Genomic DNA, 16,371 nt, shown 5'->3' with positions numbered 1-16,371 from the left:
TATGAAAGTACTAGTAATTGGTAGTGGTGGACGTGAACATGCCATTGCTTATAAATTAAATCAAAGTAGTAAGGTAGATAAAATCTATGCAATTCCTGGAAATCCAGGGATTGCTAAGATTGGTGAATGCATTGAAGGTAGTGTTGAAGATAACAAGATGATTGTTGATTTTGCTAAAGAAAATAAAATCGATTTAACAGTTATTGGACCTGAAGTACCTTTATGCAATGGTTTAGCTGATGATTTAGAAGCTGCAGGGTTAATGGCTTTTGGTCCAACTAAACATGCTGCAACTTTAGAAGGAAGTAAAGCTTTTTCTAAAGATTTTATGGTTAGACATAATATACCAACTGCTAAGTATAAAGAAGTTAATAGTTATGATGAAGCTATTGAGGCAATTAATGATTTTGATTATCCATTAGTAATTAAGGCTGATGGTTTAGCAGCAGGTAAAGGTGTAGTTATTGTTGATAATGTAGATGATGCTAAAGCAACACTAAAAGAAATGATGGTTGATGGAAGTTTAGATGGTGCTGGAAGTAAAGTAGTATTAGAAGAATTTTTAACTGGTTTTGAATGTTCATTACTATGTTTCTGTGATGGTGAGACGATTGTTCCAATGGTAAGTGCTAAAGACCATAAACAAATTTATGATGGTAATACCGGTCCTAATACAGGAGGTATGGGAACTGTTTCACCAAATCCATTTATGCCAGAAAATATGGATGAAGTATTAAAAAATGATATTTTGGATCCTTTTATGAAAGGATTAAAAGCCGATAATATGGATTATCGTGGTGTTGTCTTTATTGGTTTAATGATTGAAAATGGTAAAGCCAAAGTATTAGAATTTAATGTTCGCTTTGGTGATCCAGAAACACAATCAATTATGTTAAGATTAGATAGTGATTTGTATGATATCATGGTTGGTTGTGCAACAAAGACATTAAAAGATGTAGAAGTTAAATGGAATGATCAACATGTTGCTTGTTTAGTTCTTGCAAGTGGAGGATATCCTGGAAGCTATGCAAAAGGAATTGAAATTAAAAATATTGATGACTGTGATGATTGTGTTATATTTCATGCAGGAACTGCTATTAAAGATGGTAAATTAGTTACTAGTGGCGGACGTGTTTTAAATATTTGTGCAACTGGTTCATCATTAGAAGATGTAAGAAATAAAGTATATGCAGTAGCTGATAAGATTGATTTTGAAGGTAAGTATTACCGCAAAGATATTGGACTTAGATAGGGGGATAATAATGAGTGATGTAAAACGTATATACGTTGAAAAAAGAACAGCGTATGCAACAGAAGCAAATGAAATTAAACATAATTTAATTGAACAGTTGGGATTAGAAATCAAAACATTAAGAGTTATCAACCGTTATGATGTTCAAGGGATAAGTGATGATATTTTAAATAAAGGCATTGATACAATTTTATCTGAACCAATGGTTGATGATGTTTATCAAGAAGATTTCCCTAAAAATGAAGAAGAAGCAATCTTTGCTATTGAGTTTTTACCAGGTCAATATGATCAAAGAGCAGATTCTTGTGAGCAATGTTTTGCTATTTTAACTGGTAATACTAATGCTAAAGTAAAATGTGCTCGTGTATTTGCAATTACTTTTGCTGGTAATAAAGATGATGTTTTAAATAAAATTCAAGGTTTTTTAATTAATCCGGTAGATCAACGCCTAGCGTCTTTAGATAAACCAAAAAATTTAAATGATGAAGTGCCAGAAATTAAACCTGTATCTACAATCACTGGTTTTAATGAGTTTAGTAAAGAAGAACTTGAAAAATTCTTAGTTGATAATGGAATGGCAATGAATTATGATGATTTAAAAGTTACACAAGATTACTTTAAAAATGAAGAAAAACGTGATCCTACTGAAACTGAATTAAAAGTATTAGATACATATTGGTCAGATCATTGTCGTCATACTACTTTTGCCACTGTTATTACTGATTTAGATATTGAAAATGGTGCTTTTAAAGAAATTTTAGAAAAAGATATTGAAAATTACAAAACTAGTCGTCATTTAGTTTATGGAATTGATACTAAACGTCCACTTACATTAATGGATTTAGCGACTATTTCAATGAAAGAATTACGTAAAACAGGTTACCTAGATGATTTAGAAGTTTCTGAAGAAATTAATGCTTGTTCAGTAGAAATTACAGTTCATACAACTGATGGTGATGAACAATGGTTATTGATGTTTAAAAATGAAACACATAATCATCCAACAGAAATAGAACCATTTGGTGGAGCAGCAACTTGTTTAGGTGGAGCAATTCGTGATCCATTATCAGGAAGAGCTTATGTATATCAAAGTATGCGTATTACTGGAGCAGGAGATCCACGTAAATCATTAGAAGAAACAATTAAAGGTAAATTACCTCAACGTAAGATTTGTCAAGAATCAGCTCATGGTTTTTCTTCTTATGGTAACCAAATTGGTTTAACAACTGGTTATGTTCATGAAATTTATGATGAAGGTTATGTAGCTAAAAGAATGGAATTAGGTGCAGTCGTGGCTGCTGCTCCAAAAGAACAAGTTAAACGTTTAGAACCATTAAAAGGACATGTTGTCTTATTAATTGGTGGTCGTACTGGACGTGATGGAATTGGTGGAGCTACTGGTTCTTCTAAATCTCATGATATTAAGTCAATTGAAACAGCAGGTGCTGAAGTTCAAAAAGGTAATCCAGTTGAAGAAAGAAAAATTCAACGTTTATTTAGGAATAAAGAAGTAAGTGAAAAAATTGTTCGTTGTAATGATTTTGGAGCAGGTGGAGTCTGCGTTGCTGTTGGTGAATTAGCACCTGGTCTAGAAATTGATTTAGATGCCGTCTTAAAGAAATATGATGGTTTAACAGGGACAGAGTTAGCAATTTCTGAATCACAAGAACGTATGGCAATTGTAGTAGATAGTAAAGATGTTGATTTTATTAAAGCTGAATGTGCTAAGGAAAACTTAGAGGTTGTTCAAGTTGCTATTGTTACTGATCAAAATCGTTTGATAATGAGACATATGGGTAAAGATATTGTTAATATTTCACGTGAGTTCTTAGATGCAGCTGGAGCAAAACGTTATCAAGATGTTAAAATTATGTTACCTGATTTTGAAAACACACCATTTGATAAACAACCACAAACTAGTTTTGTTGATACTGTAACTAAGACATTATCTAAATTAAGTGTTGCTTCTCAAAAAGGGTTAATTGAAAGATTTGATTCTTCAATTGGTAATGGTACAGTGTTATCACCTTTTGGAGGAATTAAATATCATAGTGAAACTGAAGGGATGGCAGCATTGATTCCAGTGCTAGGAAAAGAAACAACAACAGCTTCAATCATGACTTATGGATATAATCCAGTAATCTCTAAATGGTCACCATACCATGGTTCAATTTATGCAATTGTTGAATCAATTGCGAAAATTGTTGCAATGGGTGGAAATTATCATAATATTCGTTTTTCATTCCAAGAGTATTTTGAAAAATTATTAACAAATCCAACTACTTGGGGTAAACCTACAGCAGCATTACTTGGTGCTTATCGTGTTCAAAATGCTTTAAAATTACCTTCAATTGGAGGTAAAGATAGTATGTCAGGGTCATTTGAGGATTTACATGTACCTCCAACACTAGTATCTTTTGCAATTACTAGTAGTGATGTTGATGATATTATGACACCTGAAATTAAAGAAGCAGGGCATATATTAGTAGAAGTTGTTATTAATAAAGATAAATATCATGTATTTGATTTTGATCATTTACAAAAACAATATGATGCTATTATGGCATTAATGAAAGAAAATAAAATTTATAGTGCATATACTGTAAAAGATGGTGGTGTAATTGAAGCCGTTAGTAAGATGGCTTTTGGTAATGGTATTGGAGTTGCTTTTAGTGGTGAATATGATTTAGATAGTTATGTAATGCGTGATTATGGAAATATCATCATTGAAGTTAAAAATGAAGAAGATTTAGATGTTTTTGATAATTATCGTATTGTTGGTACTACTAATGATAGTGAAGTATTATCATATGGACATGAAGCTATTTCTTTGGATGAAGCATATGCAATTAATAAGGCACCATTAGAAAGTGTCTATCCAACAAGAGAAGTAGCACCTACAAGTGAAATTAAAGTAGCTGCATGTAATACACGTTCTACTTTAAAAGCAAAAGTTACTGTTGAAACACCACTTGTAGTTATTCCGGTATTCCCAGGAACTAACTGTGAATATGATTCAAAACGTGCTTTTGAAAAAGCTGGAGCAAAAGTTCAATTAGTTTTAATTAGAAATAAAACTGAACAAATGCTTACAGATTCAATTAATGAATTAGAAGCAGCAATTAGACAAGCTAATATTGTAATGTTACCAGGAGGGTTTAGTGCTGGTGATGAACCTGAAGGTTCTGGTAAATTTATTGCCACAGTATTAAAGAATCCTCGTTTAAAAGATGCAATTAGTGATTTATTGGATAATCGTGATGGATTAATGATTGGAATTTGTAATGGATTCCAGGCATTAATTAAGTTAGGATTATTACCATATGGTAAAATTCAAGATATGTCTAAAGATGATCCAACATTAACTTTCAATACAATTGGTCGCCACGTTTCACAAATGGTAGATACAAGAATTGGAAGTGTTAAATCACCTTGGTTAAAATATGTAAATGTTGATGATATTCATACAATTCCAGTTAGTCATGGTGAAGGTCGTTTTGTAGCGCCAAAAGAAGTTATTGAAGAATTGTTTGAAAATGGACAAGTATTCTCTCAATATGTTGACCCTAATCGTAAGGTAACAATGCAAACACCTTATAACCCAAATGGTTCAATGTATGCGATTGAAGGAATTATTTCTCGTGATGGTCGTGTTATTGGTAAAATGGGTCATAGTGAACGTCAAGGTGAAAACCGCTTTAAAAATGTTTATGGTGAAATGGATCAAAAATTATTTGAAGCAGGTGTAGATTATTTTAAAGGTGGAAAATAGAATGGAAAAACAAGAGTTTGAATGTTTAACACTTTGTCCCTTGGATGGACGATATTCGGGTATTAAAGATGCATTAGGTGAGTATTTTTCTGAATATGCATTAGTAAAGTATCGTGTTTTTGTTGAAATTCAATGGTTAAAGTTTTTAATTGAAAATGTTGAAAGCGATATTTTAGCTAAATTTGATGTAAAAGATATTGATAAACTTACAGCTATTTCTAGTGAATTTAATTATGATTCTTTTGCAAGAATCAAAGAAATTGAAAATACTACTCGTCATGATGTTAAAGCTGTTGAGTATTTTATTGATGAAAAGCTTGAAGTATTAGGATTTGGATATTTACAAAGTTTCGTTCATATTGGATGTACTTCTGAAGATATCAATAATACATCATATGCATGTATGTTAAAATATGGTTTAAAAGATGTTTGGTTACCTAAGGCAAAAGAATTTGCAGCACTTATTGATAAGTGGGCTGATGAACATAGTGAAGATGCAATGCTTGCACATACTCATGGTCAACCAGCAACACCAACTACAATTGGTAAGGAATTTAAAGTTTATGCATATCGTTTCTTATCAAGTATTGAAAATATTGAAAGTATTAAAATTAAAGCTAAATTTAACGGGGCAACAGGTAACTACAGTGCTATTTTAACAGCTTTCCCTGATATTGATTGGCAAACTATGGCTAAGAAATTTGTTGAAGAGTATTTAGGTTTAACTTTTAATCCATTAACTACACAAATTGAAAGTCATGATTATACTTGTCATATTTTAGATGGAATTCGTCATTTTAATAATGTATTAGTTGATTTTGATGTTGACATGTGGCTGTATATTTCAATGGAATACTTTAAACAAATACCTGTTAAAGGTGAAGTTGGAAGTAGTACAATGCCTCATAAAGTTAATCCAATTCGTTTTGAAAATAGTGAAGCTAATATTGATATGTCAAATAATATTTGTGTAGCTTTATCAAATAAACTTCCTAAATCAAGAATGCAACGTGATTTATCAGATTCTTCTAGTCAAAGAAATCTAGGTTTAGCGTTTGGATATTCTTTACAAGCAATTAATGAAACTACAAATGGTTTAGCTAAATGTGTAGTGAATAAAGAAAAACTTGTTTATGATTTAAATGAAAAATGGGAAGTACTAGCAGAACCAATTCAAACAATGTTAAGAAAATATGGTGTACCTGATGCTTATGATACATTAAAAGCGTTGACAAGAGGTAAGAGTATTTCTAAAGAAGATATCTTGAAATTTGCAGAAAGCTTAGATATTTTATCTGATCAAGATCGTCAAACTTTAATTGATATGACACCAGCTTCTTATATTGGGCTTGCAAATATACTTGCAAAAATTAATTTATCTAAATAAGCTGTGATGAAAATCACAGCTTTTATATTGGATAATAGATACTCAAAATAATTATATTCTTAAATATTATATATTAAAAATTAGTAACTAAAATTAATTTTATTATAATTATTATTTTAGATACTAATAAATTATATTTTTAGTACTTTCGCATTACTACATTATTTTTAAATCAAACTTATAAAATTAAGAAGAAAATGTAATATAAAATAGCTTAATTATTGTATGGATAATATGTAAATTAGTATTTATTACTCAATCTTATTTATTAGAAAGAGTAGTTTTAATTAAATATTAGTAATTTATTATTTTTTGGTAAAAGATAGTTTTAAATATCATTACTATAGAAACAATATTTATTAATTTTGTTTTAAGAGTATCATTATTTGAAAAAATAGTATTTAAAAATAAATAAATAAATTAAGTAGATAAAAATATTTATTTTTAAATACTTATGTTTAAATTATTAAACTTATAATTTTTGGATATTGAAATATTTGAAAAAGATTTTATAATAATAGATAAGGAAACTTTATTTAAATGGGAAGAGGGGAATATATTGAATTTATCTAATTTAGGTATTACTTTTTCTACATCTAATTCTAAGTATTTTTATGATACTAAGACTGAGAAAGTATTTAGATGTGAACCAACACAGTATAATATTTTAAATGATATATTAAATGGTGTAGATATTTATGATAAATATTTAGATAAAGAAATAGAAAAAGTAAATGCAATAATAGAAAATACTAAAATATTATCTAATGAAAAAGATCTTCAATTTTATGATGGATATAGAGAATTTATAGAACATTCAACAGATATAGTTACACAAATAGTATTTGAATTAACAGAAAATTGTAATTTTAGATGTAAATATTGTATTTATAATGAGCAAAGTGATTATTTTAGAAATTTTTCTGCTAAAAACATGAATGAGGAAATAATAAAAAAAGCTCTGGATTATATGTTACCTTTAGCTAAAGGTTTATTAGTTATAGGATTTTATGGAGGTGAACCTTTAGTTCGATTTGATTTAATAGAAAAAACTGTAAATTATGTGAATATACATAAACCCAAAAAACTAAAAATCAAATACGCTTTGACAACTAACTTGTCTTTGATGACTAGAGAAAGAGCACATTTTTTTGCTAATCTAGAAGATTGTACTATCACTTGTAGTATAGATGGTCCTAAGAATATTCACGATAATTTTAGAGTATCAATCAATGATGAAGGTACATTTGATAAAACAATAGAAGGTTTGCATAATTTGATAGATGCATTTGGGGAAAGAGCTAAAAGATGTTTATCTATCTATACGGTAATTTGTCCGCCATATACAGATGAAAGATTGCAAGCAATTTATGATTTTTTTACTGGATTAGATTGGTTACCAAAAGAAATTAATTGTGAGAATACCAAAGTAAAGGCAGGAACATACGAAGTTAAAGATAATATTGAATATCCTAATAAATTGCTATCAGAACCAATAAAGGATTTCTTTTTGAGAAAATCGTTAAAGACTACTGATCCATTTGATTACGCAGTTCAAGCTATTAGAAGGCTAATTATAAAGATTAATAATCGTAGAATTAGTCAAGCACCTGGTTGTATAATTCCTATGAATGGTTGTTGTATACCAGGACAAAAAAGAATTTTTATTACAACTAATGGTGAATTTAAAGTTTGTGAAAAAATTGGTCATTCACCATCAATTGGTAATGTTGAAACTGGTTTCAATAAAGATGAACTGATTAAACATTATTATTATGATTATATAGAACAGTCTAAAAATGATTGTTTACATTGTTGGGCTTCAAAATTGTGTCCAGCATGCTTTTCAAATTGTTATGATGAAAAAGGATTTAATATAGTCGCTAAGAGAAATGATTGTATTAGAATGAAAAATTTTGTGAAAGATTGCTTGATAATTTACCATGAGTTATTAGAAAATAACCCTGAATTGCTTGTGAACATTATCAAATCAATTGATAATTGATTTGGTTTGTTAATAAAAAGGAAGGAGGGGAGAATCATGGAAGAAGTTAAGGTAATTGTTGAAAATAAAAAACAAGAAACTGTTGCTTTAGGATCTTGTTGGTGTCCTTGGTATACTCAAACTGTAATGTTTATTAACTATTAATTGAGTAAAAATTTATCTTAATATTATTAAGTTAAGATGACTTTATTTTGACCAGAAATTACTATCTATCGATATAATTTCTGGTTTTTGTTTATGTAAACTAGAAAAAATACAGTACTGATATTGTATTTTACAAGGCATATAATTAAAGTACACTATAATTTTTTGTTTAACTTGTCGAATATTTTTTTAGTAAGTAGAATGAGCAAAATTTTTTTGGTTTTAGATGAGTTGTAAGTGAGGTTTTCTTAGAAAATATCTTATTAAATGAAGGAATCTGGTAAAATTATCCTACCTAGTATGTATATTTTCTTTTGTTTTTCTTTGAAATCTTTTTTAAATAATTTGTTAATAGAAATTATTCAAAAATATGCATATATATGTATGCTGATGGATTATTTTTTAAGTGTCATATTTATTATATAGAAACATTTGCTTTTTCATTAGTAATAATTGTAACCCTTGTATAAGGGAACATATATATTTTAATAATGTTGGATTATAATACTTCATACTTATTTTTATATTGTATCTAAATCATATTTTAGTTATATTACTATATATATCCTGATAGATAAAGAAATAAATATTTTTAATAATATTATAATATTGAAATTGATTTTATATTTACAAAATTTTTTATGAATATAAATATTAAAGCATAAGGAGATAATGATAGCATATGATAAAAAAGATGAGATATTATAATGGTTCTTACTCGATAATGGATAATAAAAAAAGAGATTTCGAAAATGATTGTATTTATCAATCGTTTAAGAAGTCTCTTTTTAATATTCTGCCTTAAAATAAGAAAGGGCTAATATCTCTATTTTTATTTATTTTGGTTTATGTATTATGTTATTGAGTATTTATAACTATAATAAATTAATGTTATGTTTACTACATTCATCAATCATTTCTTGAGGCCAAATACTTGCTTGAACTTCACCAACGTGAGCTTTTTTAAGTAATAGCATACATAATCTTGATTGACCGATACCACCACCAATAGTGTATGGTAATTCTTTATTCATAATTTGTTGATGATATGGTAATTGTAAACGATCTAAACAATTTTCTGTTTCTAATTGTTTAACTAGACTATCTTCATCTACACGAATCCCCATTGATGAAATTTCTAAAGCGCATTTAAGTGGTTCAAACCAGAATAAAATATCACCATTTAAATCCCAATCATCATAATCTGGAGCACGTCCATCATGTTTAATACCACTTTTAAGTTTTTTTCCAACCCCCATTACAAAGATACATCCGTATTCTTTGCACATTGCAGTTTCACGTTCAGTAGGTGTTAAATCAGGATAACGATCTTCTAATTCTTGTGATGTGAAAAAATGTATTTTATCTGGTAATCTATTTACAGCATGGGGATATTTGTACCATACTTCATGTTCCATATGTTTTATAACTTTAAATATTTTTAAAACATGACGTTTTAATGTTTCTTCATTTCTTTCTTCTTTAGAAATAATTTTTTCCCAATCCCATTGATCAACATAATATGAATGCAAGTTATCAACTTCTTCATCTTTTCTAATGGCATTCATATTTGTATATAGACCTTCATGCATTTTGAAACCATATTTTTTTAAAGCCATTCTTTTCCATTTAGCAAGTGAATGAACTACTTCGATTTCTTCATTTGGCATTTGTGGAATGATAAATGAAACAGGTGTTTCTACACCATTTAAATTATCGTTTAATCCACTGCTTTTTGGAACAAACAAAGGGGCTGAAATTCTAGAAAGCTGTAAAGCTCTTCCAATTTCTTTTTGAAAAGTATCACGAATATATTTAATTGCCTCTTGTGTTTGTCGTAAATTTAGTACGGGATCATAATTTTCAGGTATAATTAATTTCATTGTAACAATATATCTCCTTTAATCATTTTTCTACATTGTAACACGTTAGAATGTCATGATACAATAAGAAAATTGAGTAATTTTGTTAAGATTTATGGTAAAATAGATTATGTTAGTAAAAATAGAAAGGATTGTATAAAATAATGAACAATATTAAATATCAAACGTATATTCAAATACTAAAAGAGGAGCTTGTTCCTGCAATGGGATGTACAGAACCAATTGCTTTATCATATTGTGCTAGTAAAGCTCATGATATTTTAAATAAAATGCCAGAGAGATGTTTAGTTGAAGTAAGTGGTAATATTATTAAAAATGTAAAAAGTGTAGTTGTTCCTAATACTAATGGTTTAAAAGGAATTGAGGCAGCTGTAGCAGCTGGAATTGTTGCGGGAAATACAAATAAGTTATTAGAAGTAATTGCTGATGTTAAAGACGAAGAAATTGCTGCAATCAATGAATTCTTAAAAAGAGATTGTATTGAAATCAAACCACTAGATAGTGAATATATTTTAGATATAAAAATTACATTATTTGAAAGTAATCATTACGCAAGTGTACGAATTGTCGATTCGCATACTAATATTATTTTAATTGAAAAAGATAATGAGATTCTTTTTTCAAAAGAAAATCAGAAATTCAATGATAAAATTGTTTTAAATTATGATGAATTAAATGTCGCTGATATTTATGAATTTGCTTGTCTTGTAAAAATTGATGACATTAAAGAGGTAATTAAACGTCAAATTGACTACAATAGTAAAATTGCAAATGAAGGAATTATTAATAATTATGGTGCTAATATTGGTAGTGTATTATTAAAAAGTGGAAATGATACAGCTACAAAGGCAAAAGCTATGGCAGCGGCTGGTAGTGATGCAAGAATGAGTGGCTGTGAACTTCCAGTAGTGATAAATTCTGGTAGTGGAAATCAGGGAATAACAATAACTTTACCAATCGTTGAATATGCTAAGGCTTTAAATGTTAGTGATGAAAAATTATATCGTGCTTTAGTTTTAGCTAATTTAATCGCAATTCATCAAAAAAATGGAATTGGGCGTTTATCAGCATATTGTGGAGCAGTAAGTGCTGGATGTGCTGCTGGTAGTGGTATTGCGTTTTTACATGGCGGTGATTATCAGTGTATTGCTCATACGCTTGTAAATTCTCTTGCAATTACTTCGGGAATAATTTGTGATGGTGCAAAATCTTCTTGTGCTGCGAAAATTGCTGCAAGTGTTGACGCAGGGATTTTAGGTTATAAAATGTATTTAGAAGGGCAAGAGTTTAAAGATGGTGATGGAATTGTTATCAAAGGAGTTGAAAATACGATTCGTAATGTAGCCCGTCTTGGTAAAATTGGAATGAAAGAAACGGATAAAGAAATTATCAAGATTATGATGGATTGTTAATTATTAAAATAACACGGCTTTAATGTTGTTATGTGACTATAAAACTTGTATAATTAAGGAAATTGCAGGAGGAAAAGTTATGAGGGATTTAAGTAAAGTAAAAAGTTTGATTATTAAAATTGGTTCATCATCGCTATGTGATGATGAAGGCAATATCAATAAGGAAAAGATATTAAATTTGATTTGGCAGATTGCTCAAATAAAGCGTAAAGGAATTAAAATTACGTTAGTCAGTAGTGGAGCAATTAATGCAGGGGTTCATATTATGAATCTTACTGAACGTCCCCAAACAATTCCTGAAAAACAAGCATTAGCAGCAATTGGTCAAGCTTCATTAATGCAAATATATGAAGATTTATTTAGTTTATTTGATTTAAAATGTGCACAAATTTTATTAAATCATGATGATTTTGATGACCGTAAGCGTTTAATGAATTTTAACCATGCACTACAAGCATTAATTAAATATGATGCAGTACCAATTATTAATGAAAATGATACTTTAGCGGTTGATGAAATAAAAGTTGGTGATAATGATACTTTAGCATCATTGATTGTTCCAGCTGTAGATGCTGATATGGTTATTTTAGTTAGTGATATTGATGGTTTATATGATGATAATCCACATACTAACAAAGATGCTAAATTGATTTGTGATGTTAATGGTATTACTAGTGAAATTGAAAATATGGCTAAAGATGCTTCTAGTAAAGTAGGTACCGGAGGAATGGTTACAAAGATCAAAGCTGCAAAAGTGTGCAACGATTATGGTTGTGCAATGGCAATTGTTAATGGTAGTAAAGAAAATGTTTTGGTTGATTTATTGAATGGACAAGACGTTGGTACATATTTTAATGGTGATGTAGGTAGAAAGTTAAGTGCTCGAGAGCATTGGATCATGTATCGTAGTATGCCTAAAGGTAAAATTATTGTTGACACTGGAGCGAAAAATGCACTTGTAAATAATCATAGCAGTTTATTACCTAAAGGAATTATTGATGTTACGGGAAATTTTTTAATTTCTCAAATTGTTGATATTGTTGATGAAGAAGATAATTTACTAGCGCGAGGAATGGTTAATTATTCAAGTGATGAAATTAAATTGATTAAAGGGTTAAATACTAGTGAAATTGAAAGTATATTAAATTATAAAGATTATGATGAAATCGTTCATGCGAACAATTTGGTTTTAGTAGAAGGGGTGAAAAATAATGATTGAAGATCAATTAAAACTAGCAAAATTAGCTTGTCGTCAAATGCAAAAAGTTGATAAATATACAAAAATGAATGCTTTAGATGCAATTAGTAAAGGATTACTTGAAAATATCGAATATATTTTAGCTGAAAATGCTAAAGATATTAATAATGCGAAAGCAAATGGTATATCATCAGCGATGATTGATCGTTTATTACTGACAAAACAGCGAATTGAAGCAATGGCTAAAGATGTTGAAAAAGTTGCTGATTTAAAAGATTGTATTGGTGAAGTCGTTCGAGAGATAAAACGACCAAATGGATTGGATATTAAACAAATTAGAATTCCTATTGGAGTTGTTGCAACAATTTATGAATCAAGACCAAATGTTACAGTAGATATTGCTTCAATTTGTATAAAAACGAACAATGTTTGTGTTTTAAAAGGTGGAAAAGAAGCGATTCATTCTAATATTGCTTTAATAAATGTAATTAATATGGCAATTAGAGATATTTTACCAGATAATGTTGTTACATTAATTGAAAATACTGATCGTTCTATTGTAAGTGAGATTATTAGGTCAAATAACTATGTTGATGTAGTTATTCCTAGAGGTGGAGCTGGATTGATTCAATATGTTGTTAATAATGCAACAGTACCAGTAATTGAAACAGGTGCCGGAATATGTCATTTATATATTGATAAAGAAGCTAATCTTGATATGGCAGTAGAAATTGCAATCAATGCAAAAATTTCACGACCATCAGTATGTAATGCTATTGAAACAATTTTAGTTCATCAAGATATTGCAACTGAATTTTTAATGAAAATAAAGGAACCATTTAAAAATATAAAAATATATGGGGACATTGAAACATTAAAATATTTAGATGGGCAATTAGCATTAGAACAAAATTATGCTACAGAATATGACGATTATATTTGTAATTTTAAAGTAGTTAAAGATATTGATGAAGCAATTGAACATATTTATAGTTACTCAACTAAACATTCAGAAAGTATCATTACTAATAATGATACTACAGCCAAGTATTTTATGGATTCTTTAGATTCAGCATGTGTTTATCATAATGCTTCAACACGCTTTAGCGATGGGGGAGAATTTGGCTTTGGAGCTGAAGTAGGAATAAGTACTCAAAAATTACATGCTCGAGGACCAATTGGCTTGCAAGAAATGACATCAACTAAGTATTTGATTTATGGTAAAGGACAAATTAGATAAATATTTTATAAGAAAGAGGAATAAAAATGAATATTGAAGAAAGAGTAAAAAAAGCATATGATTTACATCATATGGGTTATAATTGTGCTCAAGCAGTATTAGGAGCTTATGTTGATTTATTTGATTTAGAAATGGATCAAGCAATGACGATTGCCTATGGCTTTGGAGGTGGAGTTGGAATGACTCGTGAGATTTGTGGTACTTTAACAGGTGGAGCTATGGCACTTGGTTTAAAATATGGTAAAGGTGAAGCAGATGTTAAACAAAAGAAATTTGTTAATGAAAAAGTCTCTGCTTTATGTAAAGAATTTGAAGCATCTCATGGTTCGGTTATTTGTGGAGAATTATTAGGAATTAGAAAAACTGATAAAGAAGTTAATCGTGCTACTTGTGATGATTTAATTGAAGAAGTTGTTAGATTATTAGAAAAATATTTGATTGATTAAATGAAAAATGTCTTATTTAATGAGACATTTTTATTTTTATAAAAATTAGGGTAAAAAGTTTATATTGACAATAGTTTGAATACTAACTATAATGGTTCGTATACTAAATAATAGGTGGAATTATTTATTTAAGAAAGCTAACTATATAAAAATCAAGTGTTTTTAATGAAAAAGTTTGAAAATAGTAAATATTTTGATTCTAACAGTTAGATAGTAAAGTTATTTGAAAAGTGAATACGGATTTGCAATTTTAGGCATGACGAAAACAACCTTCTAGGTCCAATTTTTAAAATTTTATTTTTCTCAATCGATTATCTTAGAAGTCCAGGATTGAACTGCTGATTTGTACTCAGCAGATGATAAACGATTCTAAGCAGCTTCCTTACACAATGCCCTTGTGCACATCGATGGCCTTTGCCTTGAGAAATCTTCAACTGATAATATTCTTTGAATACAGGATTGAACCTGATTACAGGAAGTATTATCTGGTACAAGGTCTTTCGCAAGTATTTAGATCCTTTCTTGGTAATGGCAGTATGCTGTGCATTATATTGACTTGACTCGTAATGATAAGGAGCTACTCCTGCAAATTTAATGATTTGGGACGGTTTGGAATAGTTGCATATCTCTCCTAATTCGGCTAAAATAGAGGTACCAGAAAAATGTGAAATTCCTGGTATGGTTAGGATAGGAGAGTTGTTTTGGACGGAAAACTCTTCTATTTTTTTATCTATTTCGGCAATCTGCTCATTGACAAGCTCGATCTGGCTGATGAGATGTCTGATCTGAATCACTTCAGCAGCTGATGGGATGCCGATTGATATTTTCGCACATTCTTTGAGCTGCTCAGGTGTCAAAGATATACGTCTTCCTCTGCCTTTTGATTCAAAACATTTGCGAAGCGTTCTTATATCAGTATTGGCGATATTGTCAGCACTTCCGAATGTTTTAAGGATATTCATGTAGACGGAACCGTACTTGCTCTTGAACAGACGATTGAACTCAGGAAATACGATATCGATAGATTTTTGAAGACGATTCGTATAGACGTTCAATTCTTCTTTTAGATTATGATGATGTCTGGTCAGCTGCTTCTGTTCATAAAGATCGAAGCGATCGACTCTGGTGATACGATACTGCTTCTTGCGTTCGTGAGTATCCAGGACATCACAGATAGTTATAGTATCAAGTTTATCGTTTTTAGTAATGCCGCCCTGCATCTTACGAGCAAAATCAGTGGTTTTAGGATTGATTAAAGCAACAGCAAAATGGTTGTCCAAAAGGTATTTCAGCAAAGCAAAGTGATAATGACCGGTATCTTCCATACCGATGAGGACAGAGTCCTTGGAATAAAGTTTAATTTTTTGAATCAGAGAATCGAACCCTTCTTTATTGTTGGGAAAAGAAGATGGCGAAACGACAACTTCACCAGTATCTTTATCCATAATACAAAAGAAGTGCTTGTTCTTTCCGATATCAATACCAATTAATTTCATAATGAAAACATCCTTTCAATTCAATCATGTGAAATGGCATCCACAACACTTAGATCACAAAACCTGGTTCAAAATAGGAATTCAAGACTCATCTAACTAATCATTGTTTAGAAATAAGGTGTGGTAAGATCCTTTC

10 protein-coding genes are annotated in these 16,371 nt (G+C 29.6%); 8 read left to right on the top strand and 2 right to left on the bottom strand.

The annotated features are described in order from the left end of the window. Position 1: 1 nt before the first annotated feature. The 4 genes from purD (at position 2) to NQ543_RS06375 (ending at position 8,416) form a co-directional block, all read left to right on the top strand. A complete protein-coding gene (gene purD / locus NQ543_RS06390) occupies positions 2–1,252 on the top strand; it encodes a phosphoribosylamine--glycine ligase (protein ID WP_004609686.1) in 1,251 nt (416 codons plus the stop codon). Positions 1,253–1,262: 10 nt separating this feature from the next. Then, positions 1,263–5,024: a phosphoribosylformylglycinamidine synthase gene (locus tag NQ543_RS06385; protein WP_004609687.1), complete on the top strand. Its 3,762-nt coding sequence runs from the start codon at positions 1,263–1,265 to the stop codon at positions 5,022–5,024. 1 nt (position 5,025) lies between these two features. Further along, positions 5,026–6,411: an adenylosuccinate lyase gene (gene purB, locus NQ543_RS06380; protein WP_039904103.1), complete on the top strand. Its 1,386-nt coding sequence runs from the start codon at positions 5,026–5,028 to the stop codon at positions 6,409–6,411. A gap of 559 nt (positions 6,412–6,970) precedes the next feature. Continuing rightward, positions 6,971–8,416: a radical SAM protein gene (locus NQ543_RS06375; RefSeq protein ID WP_039904104.1), complete on the top strand. Its 1,446-nt coding sequence runs from the start codon at positions 6,971–6,973 to the stop codon at positions 8,414–8,416. A 1,019-nt stretch (positions 8,417–9,435) separates the two neighbouring features. Here the strand turns inward: NQ543_RS06375 and asnA are convergent. Next, positions 9,436–10,443: an aspartate--ammonia ligase gene (gene asnA / locus NQ543_RS06370; RefSeq protein WP_004609690.1), complete on the bottom strand. Its 1,008-nt coding sequence runs from the start codon at positions 10,441–10,443 to the stop codon at positions 9,436–9,438. Positions 10,444–10,586: 143 nt separating this feature from the next. Here asnA and NQ543_RS06365 point away from each other — a divergent pair, with 143 nt between their 5' ends. The 4 genes from NQ543_RS06365 (at position 10,587) to NQ543_RS06350 (ending at position 14,739) form a co-directional block, all read left to right on the top strand. Next, on the top strand, positions 10,587–11,855 hold the full coding sequence (locus tag NQ543_RS06365) for an L-cysteine desulfidase family protein (protein ID WP_004609691.1): 1,269 nt from the start codon (positions 10,587–10,589) through the stop codon (positions 11,853–11,855). A gap of 79 nt (positions 11,856–11,934) precedes the next feature. Beyond that, the gene (proB, locus tag NQ543_RS06360; protein ID WP_039904105.1) at positions 11,935–13,074 is read left to right on the top strand and encodes a glutamate 5-kinase; all 1,140 of its coding nucleotides are present in this window, start codon (positions 11,935–11,937) and stop codon (positions 13,072–13,074) included. Further along, positions 13,067–14,293 carry a glutamate-5-semialdehyde dehydrogenase gene (locus tag NQ543_RS06355; protein ID WP_004609693.1) on the top strand — a complete coding sequence of 409 codons (1,227 nt, stop codon included), beginning with the start codon at positions 13,067–13,069 and terminating at the stop codon, positions 14,291–14,293. The genes proB and NQ543_RS06355 overlap by 8 nt, the downstream gene beginning before the upstream one ends. A gap of 26 nt (positions 14,294–14,319) precedes the next feature. Continuing rightward, a complete protein-coding gene (locus NQ543_RS06350) occupies positions 14,320–14,739 on the top strand; it encodes a C-GCAxxG-C-C family protein (RefSeq protein WP_004609694.1) in 420 nt (139 codons plus the stop codon). 311 nt (positions 14,740–15,050) lie between these two features. On the opposite strand, the gene NQ543_RS06345 is transcribed toward NQ543_RS06350, so the two are convergent. Beyond that, positions 15,051–16,235 (bottom strand): IS110 family RNA-guided transposase, encoded by a 1,185-nt coding sequence (locus NQ543_RS06345; protein WP_004609695.1) that lies wholly within the window; start codon positions 16,233–16,235, stop codon positions 15,051–15,053. Between the last annotated feature and the right edge of the window lie 136 nt (positions 16,236–16,371).

It is taken from the genome of Thomasclavelia spiroformis DSM 1552 (genome assembly GCF_025149465.1).
GTDB classification, from domain to species: Bacteria; Bacillota_I; Bacilli_A; order Erysipelotrichales; family Coprobacillaceae; genus Thomasclavelia; species Thomasclavelia spiroformis.
Note: the sequence above shows the minus strand (reverse complement) of the source record. Positions and strands in the feature narration are given on the sequence as shown.

What these genes read in the sequence shown, in the direction of transcription:
- purD (WP_004609686.1), top strand. Translation starts at nt 2, where the DNA reads ATGAAAGTACTAGTAATTGGTAGTGGTGGACGTGAACATGCCATTGCT.
- NQ543_RS06385 (WP_004609687.1), top strand. Translation starts at nt 1,263, where the DNA reads ATGAGTGATGTAAAACGTATATACGTTGAAAAAAGAACAGCGTATGCA.
- purB (WP_039904103.1), top strand. Translation starts at nt 5,026, where the DNA reads ATGGAAAAACAAGAGTTTGAATGTTTAACACTTTGTCCCTTGGATGGA.
- asnA (WP_004609690.1), bottom strand. Translation starts at nt 10,443, where the DNA reads ATGAAATTAATTATACCTGAAAATTATGATCCCGTACTAAATTTACGA.
- NQ543_RS06365 (WP_004609691.1), top strand. Translation starts at nt 10,587, where the DNA reads ATGAACAATATTAAATATCAAACGTATATTCAAATACTAAAAGAGGAG.
- proB (WP_039904105.1), top strand. Translation starts at nt 11,935, where the DNA reads ATGAGGGATTTAAGTAAAGTAAAAAGTTTGATTATTAAAATTGGTTCA.
- NQ543_RS06355 (WP_004609693.1), top strand. Translation starts at nt 13,067, where the DNA reads ATGATTGAAGATCAATTAAAACTAGCAAAATTAGCTTGTCGTCAAATG.
- NQ543_RS06350 (WP_004609694.1), top strand. Translation starts at nt 14,320, where the DNA reads ATGAATATTGAAGAAAGAGTAAAAAAAGCATATGATTTACATCATATG.
- NQ543_RS06345 (WP_004609695.1), bottom strand. Translation starts at nt 16,235, where the DNA reads ATGAAATTAATTGGTATTGATATCGGAAAGAACAAGCACTTCTTTTGT.